The 18,327-nt window shown below is 41.0% G+C and carries 17 protein-coding genes and 1 pseudogene; 7 read left to right on the forward strand and 11 right to left on the reverse strand.

The window, feature by feature from the left end; all coding sequences use genetic code 11:
- Positions 1 to 47: 47 nt before the first annotated feature.
- On the reverse strand, positions 48 to 1,115 hold the full coding sequence (locus tag BSM4216_RS11990) for a M42 family metallopeptidase (protein ID WP_048623850.1): 1,068 nt from the start codon (positions 1,113 to 1,115) through the stop codon (positions 48 to 50).
- 156 nt (positions 1,116 to 1,271) lie between these two features.
- Here BSM4216_RS11990 and BSM4216_RS11995 point away from each other — a divergent pair, with 156 nt between their 5' ends.
- From BSM4216_RS11995 to BSM4216_RS12005, 3 genes are all read left to right on the forward strand, one after another.
- The gene (locus tag BSM4216_RS11995) at positions 1,272 to 1,586 is read left to right on the forward strand and encodes a PepSY domain-containing protein (RefSeq protein WP_040342037.1); all 315 of its coding nucleotides are present in this window, start codon (positions 1,272 to 1,274) and stop codon (positions 1,584 to 1,586) included.
- Between the two features lie 182 nt (positions 1,587 to 1,768).
- A complete protein-coding gene (locus BSM4216_RS12000; protein WP_156179197.1) occupies positions 1,769 to 2,773 on the forward strand; it encodes a transposase in 1,005 nt (334 codons plus the stop codon).
- A gap of 97 nt (positions 2,774 to 2,870) precedes the next feature.
- A complete protein-coding gene (locus BSM4216_RS12005) occupies positions 2,871 to 3,353 on the forward strand; it encodes a hypothetical protein (protein WP_156179199.1) in 483 nt (160 codons plus the stop codon).
- 56 nt (positions 3,354 to 3,409) lie between these two features.
- On the opposite strand, the gene trmB is transcribed toward BSM4216_RS12005, so the two are convergent.
- The gene (gene trmB, locus BSM4216_RS12010) at positions 3,410 to 4,081 is read right to left on the reverse strand and encodes a tRNA (guanosine(46)-N7)-methyltransferase TrmB (protein ID WP_048623851.1); all 672 of its coding nucleotides are present in this window, start codon (positions 4,079 to 4,081) and stop codon (positions 3,410 to 3,412) included.
- Between the two features lie 112 nt (positions 4,082 to 4,193).
- Here trmB and BSM4216_RS12015 point away from each other — a divergent pair, with 112 nt between their 5' ends.
- On the forward strand, positions 4,194 to 4,472 hold the full coding sequence (locus tag BSM4216_RS12015; protein WP_003355696.1) for a YtzH-like family protein: 279 nt from the start codon (positions 4,194 to 4,196) through the stop codon (positions 4,470 to 4,472).
- A 5-nt stretch (positions 4,473 to 4,477) separates the two neighbouring features.
- Here BSM4216_RS12015 and BSM4216_RS12020 read toward each other — a convergent pair whose 3' ends face one another.
- The 4 genes from BSM4216_RS12020 to thpR all read right to left on the reverse strand — a co-directional run bounded on the left by BSM4216_RS12020 (position 4,478) and on the right by thpR (position 9,861).
- Positions 4,478 to 5,251, reverse strand: a complete 774-nt coding sequence (locus tag BSM4216_RS12020) for a phosphotransferase family protein (protein WP_048624514.1) — start codon at positions 5,249 to 5,251, stop codon at positions 4,478 to 4,480.
- Between the two features lie 584 nt (positions 5,252 to 5,835).
- On the reverse strand, positions 5,836 to 7,977 hold the full coding sequence (pulA, locus tag BSM4216_RS12025) for a type I pullulanase (protein WP_048623852.1): 2,142 nt from the start codon (positions 7,975 to 7,977) through the stop codon (positions 5,836 to 5,838).
- Positions 7,978 to 8,291: 314 nt separating this feature from the next.
- Entirely contained in the window at positions 8,292 to 9,287 is a 996-nt protein-coding gene (locus BSM4216_RS12030; RefSeq protein WP_048623853.1) for a hypothetical protein, read from the reverse strand.
- A complete protein-coding gene (gene thpR / locus BSM4216_RS12035; protein WP_244878007.1) occupies positions 9,271 to 9,861 on the reverse strand; it encodes an RNA 2',3'-cyclic phosphodiesterase in 591 nt (196 codons plus the stop codon). Before thpR ends, BSM4216_RS12030 begins: the two co-directional genes overlap by 17 nt.
- A gap of 178 nt (positions 9,862 to 10,039) precedes the next feature.
- On the opposite strand from thpR, the gene cysK reads away from it, so the two are divergent.
- Positions 10,040 to 10,969 carry a cysteine synthase A gene (gene cysK / locus BSM4216_RS12040; protein ID WP_003355701.1) on the forward strand — a complete coding sequence of 310 codons (930 nt, stop codon included), beginning with the start codon at positions 10,040 to 10,042 and terminating at the stop codon, positions 10,967 to 10,969.
- 243 nt (positions 10,970 to 11,212) lie between these two features.
- Here the strand turns inward: cysK and dat are convergent, their stop codons facing one another.
- The gene (gene dat / locus BSM4216_RS12045) at positions 11,213 to 12,073 is read right to left on the reverse strand and encodes a D-amino-acid transaminase (protein WP_048623854.1); all 861 of its coding nucleotides are present in this window, start codon (positions 12,071 to 12,073) and stop codon (positions 11,213 to 11,215) included.
- Positions 12,074 to 12,143: 70 nt separating this feature from the next.
- Positions 12,144 to 13,559: a dipeptidase PepV gene (pepV, locus tag BSM4216_RS12050; protein ID WP_048623855.1), complete on the reverse strand. Its 1,416-nt coding sequence runs from the start codon at positions 13,557 to 13,559 to the stop codon at positions 12,144 to 12,146.
- Between the two features lie 325 nt (positions 13,560 to 13,884).
- On the opposite strand from pepV, the gene BSM4216_RS12055 reads away from it, so the two are divergent.
- Positions 13,885 to 14,103 carry a DeoR family transcriptional regulator gene (locus tag BSM4216_RS12055; RefSeq protein ID WP_003355705.1) on the forward strand — a complete coding sequence of 73 codons (219 nt, stop codon included), beginning with the start codon at positions 13,885 to 13,887 and terminating at the stop codon, positions 14,101 to 14,103.
- A gap of 51 nt (positions 14,104 to 14,154) precedes the next feature.
- On the opposite strand, the gene BSM4216_RS12060 is transcribed toward BSM4216_RS12055, so the two are convergent.
- Together BSM4216_RS12060 and BSM4216_RS12065 are read right to left on the reverse strand one after the other, a co-directional pair.
- The gene (locus BSM4216_RS12060; protein ID WP_003355706.1) at positions 14,155 to 14,892 is read right to left on the reverse strand and encodes a pseudouridine synthase; all 738 of its coding nucleotides are present in this window, start codon (positions 14,890 to 14,892) and stop codon (positions 14,155 to 14,157) included.
- 52 nt (positions 14,893 to 14,944) lie between these two features.
- Positions 14,945 to 16,570, reverse strand: coding sequence for a putative polysaccharide biosynthesis protein (locus BSM4216_RS12065; RefSeq protein WP_048623856.1), 1,626 nt, complete (start codon positions 16,568 to 16,570; stop codon positions 14,945 to 14,947).
- Between the two features lie 129 nt (positions 16,571 to 16,699).
- Here BSM4216_RS12065 and BSM4216_RS12070 point away from each other — a divergent pair.
- Positions 16,700 to 17,969 (forward strand): annotated as a pseudogene (locus BSM4216_RS12070) (BaiN/RdsA family NAD(P)/FAD-dependent oxidoreductase).
- A 109-nt stretch (positions 17,970 to 18,078) separates the two neighbouring features.
- On the opposite strand, the gene BSM4216_RS12075 reads toward BSM4216_RS12070, so the two are convergent.
- Positions 18,079 to 18,270, reverse strand: coding sequence for a sporulation protein Cse60 (locus BSM4216_RS12075; protein WP_040341861.1), 192 nt, complete (start codon positions 18,268 to 18,270; stop codon positions 18,079 to 18,081).
- Positions 18,271 to 18,327: the final 57 nt, after the last annotated feature.

Here is an 18,327-nt window from a genome sequence, read left to right on the forward strand (position 1 = left end):
CTTTTTAGAAAAATCCATTCACGGATGGAATGTATTCCAATATTCCATTACCCGTTATTCCGAATGGCCTCAACCGTTGATTGATCACATGAACGAACTAGCTTAATCAACAATTCTTTGGCAGCTTGGTAATCATCTACATGAATCATCGAGGCGTGCGTATGAATATAGCGGGAGCAAATCCCGATCACCGCACTCGGGACGCCTTCATTGGACAAATGCACTCTTCCGGCATCCGTCCCTCCTTGTGAAACAAAAAACTGATAAGGAATTTGATTTGATTCTGCCGTATCGAGAACGAATTCTCTCATTCCTCTATGAGTTACCATCGTCCGGTCATAAATACGAATCAAAGCCCCTTGACCCAATTGGCCGAATTGATTTTTATCTCCGGACATATCATTGGCGGGACTTGCATCCAACGCGAAGAAAATATCCGGCTTAATCATATTGGCAGCTGTCTGCGCACCTCGAAGGCCGACTTCTTCTTGAACAGTCGCTCCGGAATAAAGCGTATTAGGAAGCGTTTCATCTTTTACTTCTTTCAACAATTCGATGGCAAGCCCGCATCCATAGCGATTATCCCAAGCTTTTGCTAAAATTTTCTTTTGATTTGCCAATGGAGTAAATGGACAAATCGGCACGGCAAACTGCCCCGGTTTAATGCCAATCCGTTCCGCATCTTCACGGTCGTCCGCTCCAATATCAATGAGCATATTTTTTATTTCCATCGGTTTTTTCCGCTGTTCTTCACTTAACAAATGGGGAGGAATGGATCCAATCACACCGATTACCGGTCCGTTCTCCGTTATAATTTGTACACGCTGCGCTAACAGCACTTGATTCCACCAGCCTCCCAGCGGCTGAAATCGGAGCATTCCGTTATCCGTAATCGAAGTAATCATAAATCCTACTTCATCCATATGACCAGCTACCATCACGACAGGTCCGTTTCCTTTTTTGACCCCAAAAATACTCCCTAGCCGATCTTGCACTACTTCATCAGCGTATTGAGAAAGCTGTTCCTTCATAAATGCACGTACAGCATGTTCATTTCCGGAAGCTCCCGGAAGTTCGGTTAATTGTCGAAACAATTCCAACGTTTCTTGATTCATGAGATCATGCTCCTTTTCGTTGTTGCAAAACTATGTACATCGTTATTTTACAAAACTTTGAAACCCTTTTCCAATTGAGCCTCCCCTGCTTATGGCGAATTTTTCAAATTCATGTATACTGAAAATAGTAACTTTTTTGGGGGTGTGCTCATGAGAATTGGGTGGAAGTCTTTTACATTAGGTGCAGTCGCCGGTGCAGCAGGCGCGTTGTTTGCCCAAAAAGCGGTAACGTCCTCGCCTACCGTTGCAGCTGAAAAGGTCCTTGCCCGCGTCAAAGAAGCTTTTAACAAAGAAGGAATCATTGAAGGGTCATGGATTCAAATGAAACCGGAACAATATCAAAAACTTGGAATTGACACAACTGTTTATAAAGGCGGAATTTCCAGAAGACGGGATGGCGAATTGGAGCAGTATGAATTTATTGCCGATGCCAGCACCGGAACCATTATGGACGTCTATCGCCTCTCCTGATCGCTCGCCAACGGGTTCGGTCCGATCGTTCCCGTTGGCACTGACAAAACGCTTTCCCACTTCGAAAACGGACAGTTGATTTGTGGAAAAATCATCTCTTTTTTTCTTAGACGGAATAAATAACACTAACATTAAATTTAGGTTATAATAGACCTGAATTTTATTTAAGTTGGTGATTATTTATGCGTACCAAAAATAGATTAAATCCAATCGAATCAAAATACTTTAGACCCGAGATAACTAATTGTCCAGAATGTGGTAATAAATTAGTATACTGTCACCCTGTTTGGAGAAAAACAATTTCTACCCTAAAAGGTGAATTTAAAATCATAAATCTAGGATACCGATGTGAGAATAACTCCTGTTCTAATGACACCGTATATCGTTCAGCTGAAGCCGAACAATTAAGTATGAAGCACATTACTTATGGAATGGATGTCATCGCATATATCGGATATTTACGGTTTAAAGAACATAAGACTCGATCTGAGATAGCTACTATCTTATCGGAAAAAGAAGTAAAAATTTCTGAGAGGCAAGTACAGAAACTTTATGAAAGATATGCGTTATTACTGCGGGCAAGCGTTAAAGAAAATATGAAAGAGACATTAGAAAATATTGTGAAAGAACATGGAGGACTTGTCTTATCTATTGATGGTGTCCAACCCGAAAAAGGTAACGAAACATTGTATGTCATCCGTGAAGTTCTTAGTGGTACTATTTTAGCTGCACATAATTTAAAAAGCAGTGCTTCTCAAGAACTGATAGGTATTATTCAACCCATTTTAGACTGGGGTTATCCAATCCAAGGTTTTATCAGTGATGGGCAACAATCCATTCGTTTAGCAATTGAACAAATAGTTCCAGATATTCCGTATCAATATTGTCAGTTTCATTACTTTAAAGACATAGCCAAACCATTAGTTGAAAAAGATAGAAAACTAAAAACGAATATCAAAAAGAAGCTAAGGGGAATAAGGGAAGTTGAAAGAAAAATTGAAAATTCTCCATCTAAAAACATAGAAGAAGAGGTAGCAAGTGACTATATTGCGGCTATTCGATCCGTTCTTCTAGAAGATGGTAAGCCACCATTCGAATTACCAGGCACTTGTGTTTTTGAACGAACGAATGCGATTAAAGATTCGATTGAAAAATGCCTGGATAAAAAAGGGGACTCCTCTACTTGAAAATTTGTTCAGAATAGTCAGAAATGTGGATAACTATAAGGAAGATTATCAACTCGTAAAACGTTGGGATACACGATTTAAAAGGATTGCCACCATTATGGAACCTTCTGAGAATAAAACAAGTTTTTGGGTCGAAAACAGATTGAAGCAATATTTAAACCAAATGGAAAAAGAGCTTAATCGGAAAGAAGATCAACCGTTTGTAGAGAACCTATTAAAGTATAGTAAAGGATTTTGGAAAGGACTTTTCACCTTTTATGATTATCCACTTATACCGAGAACGAATAATGATTTAGAACTCTTTTTTAGAAGAATAAAGCAAAAACACCGAAGAATCACAGGTAGTCGGACTTGGAATCGATATATTATCCGACACGGTGAAAACATTGTATTTGTAGAAAATGTCTCTAATGAACAGGAAGGGCTACAAATGATAAAAAATGTTAATTATTCAGCATATAAAACTGAAGCGAATAAATGGGAACAACGTATTGGCGAGCATATAAAACAAAGAAGATTCAAAAAAGAACCAAATGAATATTTAAACACTATTGAAGAGAAATGGAAAAGGCACAACTAATTTATTGTGTTGGTTGTGCCGTCTAAGTTTTTTTTCGGTTTTGTTAAGGCCCCTTTTTAAAGCAAAACTTCATTCTCCTCTGCCTTTTTTGCCGGAAACTGCACTTCACAGCGATAAATTCTATTTCCTTTTTGCGAAAATTTTTCTTCATATTCGGTCATGACATTTTCTTGATAATCGCTGTTGTGAAGATCAAGACTCACATCCTTTAAAATAAGACCGTACTGCGAGAAGCTGACAAGCGAGTATTCAAACAATCCTTGATTATCCGTTTTCATATGGATCTCGCCGCCCTCCGCCAAAATTTCCTCATAGGCTTTCAGAAAATTTTTGTAAGTCAATCGCCGTTTTTCATGTCGTTTCTTTGGCCAAGGATCTGAGAAGTTCAAGTAAATTCTTTCGATTTCTCCATTGGCAAAAAAATCGGTTAAATGACCGGCGTTCACATTCAACAGCTTTACATTCGGCAATTCTGCCTCTATTACTTTGTCAAGCGCAGATACAATCACGCTTTCTTGCAGTTCAATTCCAATAAAATTGACATCAGGATGCAATCGAGCCATCCCCACAATAAACTGTCCTTTTCCTGTGCCAATTTCCAAATGGATCGCCTGATCATTTCCGAACATTTCTCGCCATTTTCCTTTTTGCTTTTCAGGTTCAGGAATCACATATTGTGGATATTGCCGAATTTTTTCTTTAGCCCAAGGTTTGTTTCGTAAACGCATTAAAAATCCCCCACTGTCTATTCGTTCATAATCTTCATGCATAAAAAAAAAAGAATTCCCGACACTAAAATAAGAGAATTCCTTATATGATGCGAAAGAAAGGATGAGTGCCATGCCTTTAACATGGAAGGATCAAGCACAATTATTAAGAGATATTTTAAGCGACCATCAACTGGATTGTTGCGGAACCGTCTCGGAATGCGAACAGCTCGAAAGACTGGCAAAATCGTTGATGGCCAATGCAAACGTTGATCAAGGTGTCAAATCAACATTGCAGGAAATTTATCAATACAGCCAAGATGGTCAATATACACAACATTTGGATGAGCACATCCAAGCCCATCAAAACCACTTATCTCAATGGGTCAGCGATATAGACCAATTGTCTTAACACGATCATAAGATGTTATGGAGAAAGGTAAGCCAGCGGTTCATTTCATGAAAACGGCTTTTATCTTTATGCCATTGAATAGATAATATGGTTTGCATCACCACATACCATTTCATCCGCAATTGAAGGTGAGTAGTCAGTTCCATTCCGTACAACCTAAGCCACTCTTCCCAATCATTTCCGGGGATATAACAATATAGAAGCATGCCCAAATCAATGGCCGGATCGCCTATAAGGGGGCGGTCCCAGTCAATCAAATACAAACGATTGCCTTCGGAAAGCAGCCAGTTGTTATGGTTGACATCTCCGTGGCAAACGGCATAATCGTCATAGCGAATGAACTTGACCTTTTTTTGCAGAAACTCAAAGGCTTTTTGAATGGTAGGATGCTGCAGCAAATTCAAGTCAATTCCATCTTGGACTTCCAGCAACAGCTTTTCCGGCTGAACCGGGCGCTTTTCAAGTCGCTCCAGCATTGTCAAAAGCGGTTTAGATGTATGAATTTTTTTTAGTAATTTCGTCACCCTTCTGTCCACCATCTCATCAGGAGACAGCTCTCTGCCGTTCAGCCAATGCTGGGCGGTAATCACATCCCCGCTTTCTAACCTTTTCGTCCACACAAGTTTGGGAACGATTCCCTCAGCTGACAAAGCAGCAAGAAAAGGCGAAGAATTTCGCTTTAAAAAAAGCCTCTGTTCTTCATGCTTGGCAAAAAAAGCTTCGCCGGTAAGTCCTCCGGCGGGGATAATCTCCCATTCTTGATCAAACAAATGTTCCAATTTATTTAATTTTATTTTGGCAGCTTTGTCCATACGCTCTTTTCCCGATTGATTATCCATCTTATTGCGCAATCCGATTCTCCTATATTTTTAAGCTTTCCGTCCGTTCGATCCAAACGGGCAAGCTACCACTGAATGAAATCATTCCAAGTAAAACGATCATACTCTATTCCATTCAGCTTTCCTTCAATTCAACATCCGCTTTTCAATTGAAACTACTTTTTAAATTTTATCTTCTTTCGAGTGTTTTCGTCAAGATGCCGTCCAAAACGACTTCAGCACAATGCGAAGGCAATGGTCCGACCAATGACCAATGGACTTCGCTCGAAAAAGCAGAGGGTCCCTTTTTCTCATCACAAGCAAAATAGGGGTTCGATTTTAAAGGACAATTGCCTCAAAATGACCGTTATGTCCAACTAACCATCAACAGTCCCCACTGACGGAAGTTTCGCTTTCCTCGTGTTGAAAGGATCTAAACTCATCATTTAAAAAAATAAAAACAAGTTCGCGCAAAAAAGACTTGCCGCTTTCTAAATTATTATTCTTTCCCATAGCATGAACAGAGACGATAAAAAAGATTCCTGCTATTGAACACATACATAGCAGCTAATAGGAGAAAGGACAAGCGTCTTTTCCACTTCTCGGATTGGTTGAATGCCTGCACGGTTCTCATCCGCAATCACTTTCCAAGCAGACTCGCCGGGAAGAGCCATTTCTCCAGACAATTCATTCGGATAAAACACGACGAGAATCTTATTCCAAGGTCCCTTGCCGCCCACGTCGTCCATTAAAACTGATACGATTCCCTCCCTTACTGTCCATTTTTTCAAATGCTTTCGGATCTCCTCAGCAGTTTGCAAGCGGAAAGCTCCATGATTTTTCCGAATTTCAATCAAACCTTTTATATAATCAACGGCGTCTTTATAATTCTCCTTCCTGCTCCAATCCAGCCAATTGATTTCATCTTCGCTGTTATAGCTGTTTCCAACCCCTTTTTTTGTCCGAAAAAACTCTTGGCCGCTGTGAAGAAAAGGAATCCCCTGGGAAAGCAAAACCATAGCAGTAGCTAAAAGGTGGCGGCGACGGTTTTCCTCCTCTTGGTTTGGAAAACAAGCCATTAACTTATCCCACAAAGTATGATTATCATGGCATTCCACAAAATTTACAGATTGCAGCGGCTCTGTAAATATTCCCGTTCTGCCTTCTAAAGGGATGCTTGCGCACACCGCATGGAAAGCTTTTTCATACATATCCAGCTTTCCAAGAGCAAAGCCTTTGTCCGAAAGATGAAATACGCCCCCCTTTACGGAGTCGCGGAAAAAATCATTAAACTGGCCAATTTCGGGAAGTATATGCTGATTATGAAGCGCAGCTTTTTGCTTTCGGGGGAGCGGCGTCGGCAAATCCCATCCTTCCCCGATGATAAGACAGTCCGGCTTGTAAGAGCGAGCCACTTTTACTGCTTCTTTCATCGTTTCTACATCGAGAATACCCATTAAATCAAAACGAAACCCGTCAACATTATATTCTTTCAACCAAAACTCAATGGAATCCAGAATGAATTTTCGAGCCATCAGACGTTCAGAAGCAAAGTCATTTCCAACTCCGGTGCCATTGGACGGCCGCCCGTTTTCATCAAAACGAAAATAATACCCCGGAACAAGTTGTTCGAAAGCGGAGCTCTCCCGTTCATACAAATGGTTGTAAACAACATCCATTATGACTCGCATTCCTTCAGAGTGAACGGCTTCAATCATTTCCTTTAACTCTAGAATCCGATTGTAAGGGTTTTGAGGCTCACTTGCATAAGATCCTTCAGGTACGTTATAAAATAGAGGGTTATACCCCCAATTGTATGATTCTTCCGGTTTTTCGTCAGAAACGCCGTAAAAATCGTGAAAAGGAAGAAATTCGATATGGGTGATTCCTAAATTTTTGATATAAGATAAACCCGTTATTCCTCCCGTCTTTCCTCTCGTATTTTTTTCCGCAACTCCTAAATATTTTCCCTTGTTCTTTACTCCGCTGTCAGGATGAATGGTGAGATCTCTAATCGATGTTTCGTATATGATTGCATTGACGGGCGATCCAAAAGACGGAGGAGAAACTCTTTTAACATTGGTTTTGCCGAGATCGACGACGCAGCTGTACTCGCTGTTCAGACTGACTGCTTTTGCATATGGATCAGCCGCTTTTCTCCATTCTCCATTTATAAAAACTTCGTAATAATAGCAAGATTGTTCCCAATCGCCTTTCACGACAGCAGAAAAAACTCCTCGTTCTTCCCGAATGAGCGAAAACGTTTCCCAATTGATTGCCCCTCTTCTTTTTACATGGACTTTCGCCTCTATCGCTGCCGGCGACCATATTTTAAAAACGGTCCTTTCCTTTGTATAATGAGCTCCCAAATCTTTTCCCTCATAAAAAAACATTTGGTCGAACTCTTTCGTACGAATAACTTTGCCGACAAGTAATAACGTTTCTTGCCCTCTTTCATCCAAAATATAATGACTTTTCCCGAAAACCGGAACCACCGGAGATTCGCAACGATATGTTCTGCCGTATTCTGAATCCAGTTTCTCCAATATGTTCAAGTCAATTATGGCATCTTCCGTTTTTAGTCGAAAAGAAGACGATTCTCCTTGAAAGTAATCGTATGAAAGAAAAATAGTGAAGACATCCAACTCATCTTGGTAGGCATGAAACGATTGATTTTTAGGAAGCATACATCCTTCTTTCCTTTCCACTGTTTCAGTCCTTGCTCCCGCTTAACGGATCATTAGCCAAGGAGACGGTGCCGCCCATTCATTTATAAAAATTCTTTTTGTCATCTGAGCACTCTGAAAGTGGAAATGTTTTTATCATCATTTTCTTTACTGACTTGTCAACAGAAACCTATACAACGCTGAAAAATTACAGCCGGATGATGAAATTGATCCGATTATACAGCTAAAAGAATCCAGCTTTTGCCCCCTCTGATCGAATTTTATCTAACGGTCAGGCAGTTGGTGATAAATGAAAAGCACAGCTTTTGTGCTTTTCAAAGTGTTCTATCTTCTGCTTCATCTCCGATTTCAATTTCATGATCTGGCCATTCCGCCTCATCGTCCCACTCCGGCCTATTGATGCTGTTGGTTTCCGCAAATTCCAAAACGGTTTTGGCTGCTTTTAACTGTGTCATTTTTAACGGGGAACGGAACTCTCTCATCGATTCAAACCATTTCGGATAGCTTTTTTTATCGAAAATGTGGAGATCAAAAGGAGGAGATGGATAATCAATGTAGCCGTTTCGCGATATGACCGCTTTTTTCACCGGAAAATCCACATTGTACGTACGAAATAACTTAGACACGATGACCCCCATTCTTTGCAAAGAAAGAACCGGACTTAACACTTTTTTCTCTTTTTTTCCTATTTTTTTGATCCAGAATCGATCCGATGATCCAAAATAAACAGCCCGGTTTTCCTCCTCCAAAAAAGTAAGACACCATAGTTCAGTGGGCGTCAACAGGAGAACATCCAATTCGACCGGCGCCTTTTTCAAAGCCAATATCGGCTTATACATGACGAGAAACGTATCTGGAAATCTTTGCAGAAAATATTTTAAGCGTTCATCATAAAAATATTTGTAATCAATATATGATGTTTCTGTTAAAGTGGAACTTGCCCACTTGATTTGAAATTCAAACAGCTGATCGAGAAAAAATTGTTTTAACTCCAATTCGTTCATATTCGAAAGATCCATTTGAAAAAAGGGAGACTCTTTCTTTTCATTTTCCCCTTCATCCATCGAAAAATTCCTTTTTCGAAACATATTTTTCAATTTATGGAACATATTTGTTTTTTCCTTGTTCTCATCTTCATAAAAAAGGGATTCCTCTTGCGCCCACCCCTCATGCTCCTGTTTTTGCATTTCGCTCCAATTCACAAACTTGTCCCACTGTTGTTTTTTTAATCGGATAAATTGGGATGGGTAACGGTACACATCTTGTTGATATCGAGACACATAATCTTGGAGCTTAATTAACTGAGCCATTTCCTTTCGATTCCTTTCCTTCCTTATTTTCGAAACAAAACCGGACAATTTCTTCATACATGGGCGAACGGTCTAAATGGGTCTGATACAACACCACTGAGTCTGCTTGAAAAATATGGGAAGGTGGTTTGGCGTACAAAAAACCGGTTGCATCTGTAAACGAAATATCCCCATTCCATTTTTTCGCCAGCGTAATATGAGGGCGGAATGGTTTAGAATCCAACTGAAAACCTGCCTCTTTCGCAGCTTGGAATACTTGTTTTTGAATATCGAAGAGGCGGTTGTTCTGTTTGGTTCCTGCCCAAAAAATTCGGGGAGATTCTTTACGGCCGAATGTTCCGATAGAGTCAATCTGCACGGAAAAAGGCGGCGTTTTTTCGACGATCCGTTTTACTGTATCCACCGCTTCTTGTAACGGCTTTGGATCTGCGTCGCCTAAAAAAGCGAACGTAATATGATAATCGTTCGGGTGCACCCAACGTTTGAACGGCAATGAAAATTGGCGCCGCCAAGAATACAAATATTCTTTTGTTTCATCAGGCAGCCTTAAAGCAAAAAAATAATGAGTTTTCACTTCCACCACTCCTATGATTGGCCCTCCAGCACATGATGTCTAAAAATCGAGCCACTATCCCAAAATAATAATTACATTGTATCAAAAAATGGGAAAAAGTATAAAATCTGCAAAAGTTGATTAGACCTCTAAGAATAGGTATGATGAATAATGAAGATTAGAAAGGAAGGCGTAAACAATGAAGATCGTTCAAAACATAGCTGATCTAATCGGCGATACACCTTTGGTAAAACTAAACCGTCTTAATCCCAAAAACGGGGCCGATATTTACTTAAAGCTGGAATATTTCAATCCGAGCAAAAGTGTAAAAGACCGCGCCGCGTATAATATGATTGTGGAAGCAGAAAAAGCGGGACTGTTGAAAAAAGGATCCACCATTATTGAACCAACGAGCGGCAATACCGGCATTGGTCTAGCGATGAATGCAGCGGCTAGAGGATATCGCGCCATTATCGTGATGCCGGATACCATGACAAAAGAGCGCATTAACTTATTAAAAGCATACGGCGCCGAAGTCGTTCTGACTCCAGGAAATGAAAAAATGCCCGGAGCCATCAAAAAGGCGAAAGAATTGGCTGCGGAAATACCAAATAGCTTTATCCCCATGCAATTTGAAAATCCCGCCAACCCGGATGCCCATCGCCGCACTACCGCTATCGAAATCGTTGAGGCCATGAAAGAACTCGGAAAAGAGTTGACGGCTTTTGTAGCGACATCCGGTACTGGAGGAACGATTACCGGAACCGGTGAAGTACTGAAGGAACACTATCCCAATCTCAAAATCCATGTTGCCGAACCTTATGGATCGCCGGTATTATCGGGCGGAAAACCAGGAAAACATAAACTTGTAGGGACAAGTCCGGGATTTATTCCTGCCACCTTGAATACGGAAGTATATGATCAAATCCATTTAGTAAAAGATGAAGAAGCGTATGAAATGACCCGCAAGTTGGCCAAAGAAGAAGGTATTCTTGTCGGCCCTTCATCCGGTGCTGCTTGCTTTACTGCCATCAAAGTGGCAAGTGAGCTTTCAAAAGATGACGTCGTTGTTTGTATGACAGCTGATACAGGCGAACGTTATTTATCAAGCGACCTTTTCCGATATTAATCATTCGTGTCTGTCCACCAGCAGTGTTCCTTACTCTCCACGGATTATAGGGAAAATCCTGCTGGACCCATCAAAAATAACGGAAAAACCACGTTTTTGCCGAACCTTTTGGTGGGGTATTTTTCCATCCATATTTTTGCCCACGGAATTCGCAAGGGGTCACATTCATAAAAAAGCCAAAGCCTTCTATCTCTTCTGAAAAGCTTTGGCTAAACCACTATTCTTTCTTTTCCTGTTCAATCTCTATCCTTCAGTAATTTTACTTAAAGCTTCGATTTCTTTTTCTAACAACTCCTGTATTTTTAACGTAACCGCACCTGGTTTTCCATCAGCCACCGGCTTCTCGTTTACTTCCACAACAGGAAGAACTTCGGACGTAGTGGAAGTAAGAAATACTTCATCTGCTTGCAGCAGTTCTTGTTTCGTAAACGGCTTCTCGTCCACTTGAATGCTGTTTGCTTGGCATAACGAAATGACTACCTGCCTAGTAATTCCGTTTAAAATCAAGTTGTTTGCCGGATGTGTTTGCACAACTCCTTGTTTCACAATAAAAATATTGGAAGAGGAGCCTTCCGTTACAGTTTCTCCACGATGCAGCACCGCTTCATAGCACCCCTCGGAAGCCGCTTTTTGCTTCGCCAGTAAATTTCCCAGCAAATTTAAACTTTTAATATCGCATCGCAGCCAGCGAATATCTTCCACAAACAGCGCTTTCACGCCATATTTTCTTTCCTTGTCAGGCCTTTCGAATGATTTAGTATATGCCACCACAACAGGTAAAACGCTTGAATCAGGAAAGGCGTGAGCTCTAGGAGACGCACCGCGTGTCAATTGTAAATACACGCTTCCTCCATCCAACTCATTTTTCTCAATTAATTCTTCAAGCAAGGCTTTCCATTCATCATTTGTATAAGGATTTTGAAGGGAAATTTTTTCCGCACTTGATTGAAGGCGAGACAGATGCTGATCGACAGCAAACATTTTACCATGATAAACCCTGATGACTTCATAGATTCCATCGCCAAATTGATAGCCGCGGTCTTCAATATCCACTTTGGCTTCTTTTCTCGGCAAAAACTCCCCATTTAACAGTACCCATTCCATCGGTATCTCCCCCATTCCCTCTTCATTGAAAAACTCAATTAAATCAATCCATTGTCCACAGCTTTTTCTATTATCTCGTTAATTCATATATGGCTTGAGCATAAATCGCGGTTGCTTTCCATAAATCTTCTAAAAACATATACTCATCTTTTTGATGGGCTACGTCCGGTCTTCCTGGAAAAAGAGCTCCAAAAGCAACCCCCGTATCAAGCGACCGTGCGTACGTTCCTCCGCCAATGGCCAAAAGTTCCGCTTTTTCACCGGTTTGCTGTTCATATACATTCGCCAACGTTTGAATAAACGGATGGTCTTTGTCTACATGATGAGGTTTGCTGTCAGAGAAATTTTCAATGGCCAATCCCTTATCACGAAGACTGTTTTTTAGCTGATCTATACGATCTTTAAGAGGAAAGGTGACAGGATAACGCATACTGATTCCTATTTTTCCTCCACGATTCCGGTCAAAAGAAAGAATGCCAGCATTCAACGATAATTTGCCTGTTATATCATCTTCATAAGCGAGGCCTAATGAATCTCCTGTGAAATCTTGATGGAAATAATGAGAAACAAATTGGAAAAAATCTTTTTCGTATTCTGGCAGATCTAAACGAGATAAGAAATCACATAAATACAAACCCGCATTTTTTCCTTTTTCAGGCTCCGAGCCATGCACGGATATTCCTTCCATTTCCAGGACCAGATCGCCTCTGTCCATGAAATACTTGCCCTGCAAACCGTTTTCGCTCAAATAATCGGAAAACTGCTGCAAAATTTTTGTTTCCCCATGATGAACCATCAAAACCGCTTTTGCGTGATCAGGGACCATATTATACCGTCTTCCCGATTGAAAGGAGAGCACTTCTACCTCGCTTTCGGCCGCATCCTTCTCTTTTGCCGTTTGCACGATATCAAAATCAGCAATTCCTTTTTCTGCATAAATAATAGGAAAATCCGCGTCGGGAGCAAATCCAAAAGTCGGCATTTCCTCGACCTGAAAATAATGGTCGACACAGCGCCAATCGCTCTCTTCATCCGTTCCGATAATCATTCGAACCCGTTTGTTAATCGGCACTCCAAGATCCTTAACAATTTTCATCGCATAATAAGCCGCCATCGTCGGACCTTTGTCATCGATGGAGCCACGCCCAAATATTTTTCCGTCTTTGATTTCCCCGCCGAACGGCTCCACAGACCAGCCGTCTCCTTCAGGAACAACATCTACGTGACAAAGGATTCCTAAAAGCTCATCCCCTTGGCCAAATTCAATATGACCTGCCACATTTCCGACATTGCGGCTGCTGAATCCATCTCTTTCTCCCAATTTCAGCATAAATTCAAGCGCTTCTTTTACTCCTTTTCCTAACGGAGCGTCACTCGTCGCATGGCTTTCATCCAAAACGCTTTTTATTTGAATCAATGATTGCAAATCGCGAATCAATTCCTCTTTTCTTTTTTCGACTTCTTCGTTCCAACGAATTTCAGCCATATTTTGTTCTCCTTTAACTCTTTACTTTCTTCTTTTATTTTACTCTTCCCGGCCTGCAAAAAAAACATTTCGCCATTGAAAAAATCTTTAATCAAAAACTGCTATTTTACGACAACGGGATAAATTATCCACATTTGGGGCAAAATTTCAGTAAATTCAAGTTTTTTTTATAGTAAAATATCACCTAAAGGGGTATAATGTAATTATCAGACATCTTAAATTTCTTTGCAAAGGAGTTGTCTGAAACGAAAATCGTTACATAAAAATATACCACATAAGTCGTCCGTTGTTATTGCCTCTGGAAAAAAGAAGAGGGAGTGGTTTTTTGAAACCTTCAACCAATCGGATGTTGACTAGGATTAAGTCCGTTTACATGTTCATTAAAGAAAATGGAACTGTCACTACGCAACAGATTGTCGATGAGTTTGGCATCACTCCTCGCACTATCCAACGCGACTTAAATGTGTTAGTTTACAATGATTTAGTTCAAAGCCCTAGCAGGGGCAAATGGACAACAACGTCTAAGAAAGTGAAAATATCCTAATGCGAAAAAAAGCGATTCCCGCTTAATCGGACGGGAAATCGCTTTTCTTTTTTATCTTTCGCTGTTTTTTCGCATCAGGACGTACTGCTGCAAGGAAGCGATCTCCTCTTGCCGCAATTCCCGATACTCTCCTAGTTTCAGTTCTTCATCCAATGTGAGTGGCCCCATTTTAAGACGCTTCAAATAGATGACTCGTTTTCCGACGGCTTCAAACATTCTTTTGACTTGATGAAATTTCCCTTCAGTAATCGTTAACTCAATATGAGAACGAATCCCGCTTTGAAGAATGTTCAATTGAGCCGGCTTCGTTACATATCCGTCATCCAGTTCGATGCCTTTTGAAAAAACGTTTCGGTCATTTTCCGTCACTTCTCCTGCAATTACGGCAAAATAGGTTTTCGGAACATGCTTTTTAGGGGACAAAAGCAGGTGAGCCAACTGACCATCATTGGTCAACAGCAATAGGCCCTCTGTATCTTTATCAAGCCTTCCAACCGGAAACGGCTGAAACACCTGATCTTTTGGATCCAGCAAATCTACAACTGTTTCCTCATATAAATCTTCTGTGGCGGAAATAACACCGGCTGGTTTATTCATCATAAAATAGACAAATTCTTTGTAATGAACGATTTCCCCCAAAACTTCTACCTTGTCCGTTTGTGGTTGAACATGCGTTTTCCCATCTTTGACCGGTGCCCCATTCACGAGCACCGCCCCTTTTTTCAACAGACTTTTCACTTCTTTTCTGCTTCCATAGCCGAGATTGGCCAGCATGCGATCAATTCTCATCATGAACCTCCTTGAAGATGGGAACCACAAGCAGCTAAAAGCAAAAGGATCATCATAATCCCCTAGATATTCTCAATTTTTTCCCGAGAAGCGTCGCTTTCTTGCCGAACATTTTCCCTATTAATTTAGTGCGGTAACTTAAATAAAAATAGACGGAAGCCCCCACCAAAGCACATATTCCGATTATGATCAATGCTTGAAGCTTGCTTGCCGGGTTCAAGAAATGCGCAAGAAGATGATAGGCGACGATCACGCAAATCGACATGATCAAATTGAACAGAAGGATTAATACCGTCCGACGAAAAACCACTCGATAAGAATAGGACGTAAATGCTTTAATCACCACAAGATTGATGATAATGGAAACCATGTAACCGATCGCCGTCGCATAGATAGCTCCTTCTGTTTGAAACATTTTAATCAAAGGAATGTTCAAACTAAGTTTTAAAAGAATTCCCACAAGTAAGCTGAAGACGGTAAAGCGTTGTTCGTTAATTCCTTGTAAAATCCCTGCCGTTACTTGGAAAAGCGCAAACAAAATCGCCACAGGGGCATATGTCTGCAAAATTTCCGTGCCAAGAGTGCTATGTTCATAAAAGACTGTGTAAAACGGCTCTGCCAGCAGAGATATGCCGAGAGAAGCCGGGACCGTCAAGTATAACAGCACTTGGAACGTCTGATTTAATTGATCGTTTACCCGTTTCATATTTCCTGAAACAAAGGATTCTGTCACTAACGGTACAAGCGTCATGGCAAAAGAAGTAGCAAGCGAAACCGGAATAATGACCAATTTCTGCGAGCCGAAATTTAAAATACCGAAAGCAGGAACAGCCGCTTTGGCTTGTCCAATAGCGGTCATCGCTCGGTTAAACGTCACCATATCCACCAGCTGATACAGTGAAGTGGCGATGCCGACAAAAACAAATGGAATCGCGGAAACAAAAATTTCTTTATACATATCAAAGAGAGAAACGTTCACTTCTCCCCTGTCCTGCTTCAGTAGTTCGTTCAAATGCCGTTTTCGTTTCCAATAATACCAAAACAGCACCAGAAGGCCGGCAACCGCCCCGATAAATGCTGCAAAAGTGGCGACGCTGATCGCGGAAACAATCGTGCCATGCAGAACATGCAAAACGACATAAGCCCCGATCAATAAAAATAAAATACGTGCTATCTGTTCTACGACTTGCGAAACAGCGGACGGTCCCATGGATTGGTGGCCTTGGAAAAAGCCGCGCATGATACTCATAAACGGGACGATAATCAAAGCGAAACTAACCGCCCGAATAACGGTAGCCACGTCTTCCACCGAATAAGTTTGATCTTTATTAGTAATCACAAGTTTTGCAAAAAATGGCGCAAATTCATACATGGCGAGAAAAGACAAGAAACCCGTTATCGTCATTAATACGAGTCCTGATCTAAAAAGCCTTCGCCCTACCGAATATTCTTCAAGTGCATTATATTTGGAAATAAATTTTGATACCGCCAGCGGTACACCAGCTGTGGCAATGCTGATAAAAATCATGTAAGGAACGTAGCCGTACTGATAAAGCGAAGCGGCATCTTCCCCACCGATAATGGCATAAAAGGGAATCACATAAAAGAGGCCAATAAATTTTGAGATAAACGTACCTAATGTTAAAATAAAAGTTCCTCTTATTAATTTTGAAGCCATAACATCCCTTCCTGATCATAGAAATGTTGAAATGCACTAAGACATAGTTTACAACTTTACATAGTTTCTGACAAACTTTTTCATAGTCTTTTTAGTGTCGAAAAAGATGGTAAAGCAGGTGGTAACAATATGTATGATGTTATTGTGATTGGAGGCGGTCCTGCCGGTCTAATGGCGGCCATCGCAGCCGGCGAAAAGAAGGCAAACGTTCTTTTGGTAGATAAAGGAAACAAACTTGGCCGCAAACTGGCCATCTCCGGCGGCGGACGCTGTAATGTAACGAATCGGCGGCCGATCGAGGAAGTGATTCGGCATATACCAGGAAACGGCCGATTTTTGTACAGTGCCTTTTCGATTTTTAATAACGAGGATATTATTACATTCTTTGAACAGTTAGGAGTCCAATTGAAAGAAGAAGATCACGGGCGTATGTTCCCCGTTTCGGATAACGCACAATCGGTCGTCAACGCCTTATTGCGCCGTTTAAATGAATTGAAAGTCGAAATTCGAACGAACTCTCCCGTCAAAGATATTCTGTTTGAAACAGACCATAAACACACCATTGTCTTGGCCGACGGATCGACCATTGACGGTCGTGCCATCGTGATCGCAACCGGCGGTAAATCAGTGCCTCATACCGGGTCAACCGGCGACGGCTATCCTTGGGCGAAAAAAGCCGGCCACACTATTACCGAACTATACCCGACGGAAGTTCCTGTTACGAGCGACGAACCCTTTATTCAAGAAAAAAGGTTACAGGGCCTTTCACTAAAAGACATCGCTTTAAGCGTCCTCAATCCAAAAGGAAAAAAAAATCATTACTCATCAAATGGACATGATTTTTACTCATTTTGGCATTTCCGGACCCGCCGTCTTGCGCTGCAGTCAGTTTGTCGTCAAAGCGATGAAAAAATGGAATTTGGATAAAGTGACGATGCACCTAGATTCTCTTCCTGACTTTCACGAGGAAGAACTGTTTCAAAAAGTGAATCAAGAAGTGAAAAACAATCCGAAAAAATCGGTCAAGAACACTCTAAAAGGCCTGCTGCCCGAAAGATATTTGCTGTTTTTGCTGAAAAAAGCTGAGATTGACGAAAATACGCCTTGCAGCGCTCTTCCTATAGATCGAATCAGGAATTTCGTCCATCTGTGCAAACATTTTACTTTTCAGGTAAACGGCACGCTCCCACTCGAAAAAGCGTTTGTCACAGGCGGCGGCGTCTCCGTAAAAGAAATCGAGCCAAAAACGATGGAATCCAAAAAAAGACCGGGCTTGTTTTTCTGCGGTGAAATCATGGACATCCATGGATATACGGGAGGATACAATATCACCTCTGCTCTTGTAACAGGGCGGCTTGCCGGCCTGAACGCCGCAAAATATCGGACAACACAAAATTAATAGAAGTTGCGTTTCAACCTAAAACGCCGTTTGCATAGACGGCGTTTTCTTTCATTCTTTGCTTTTAAAAAGCCGAAAAGTTTCATCGACCCATTCAGCCGTTTTCTTATCATCGTTTTTCTTTCCGGTAAACCACCATCGCGCTGAAACAATAAATTTGCTCTTCTTCCTCTTCCGGCATCGCTGCAATATGGTACTTTATGTCCACAATATTTGGTTCATCCACCGTTTTTAAAAATGCATTTATTTCTTCTTCCAAGTCTTTTTCATGCTCATAATCAAACACTTTGACTTGAATCATCATTGTTACTCCTTTCATTTCCTTTTTTAATTATCTTTTCCAATTTTTCGAAAATTT

Origin of the sequence: Bacillus smithii, assembly GCF_001050115.1 — a bacterium.
GTDB classification, from domain to species: Bacteria; Bacillota; Bacilli; order Bacillales; family DSM-4216; genus Bacillus_O; species Bacillus_O smithii.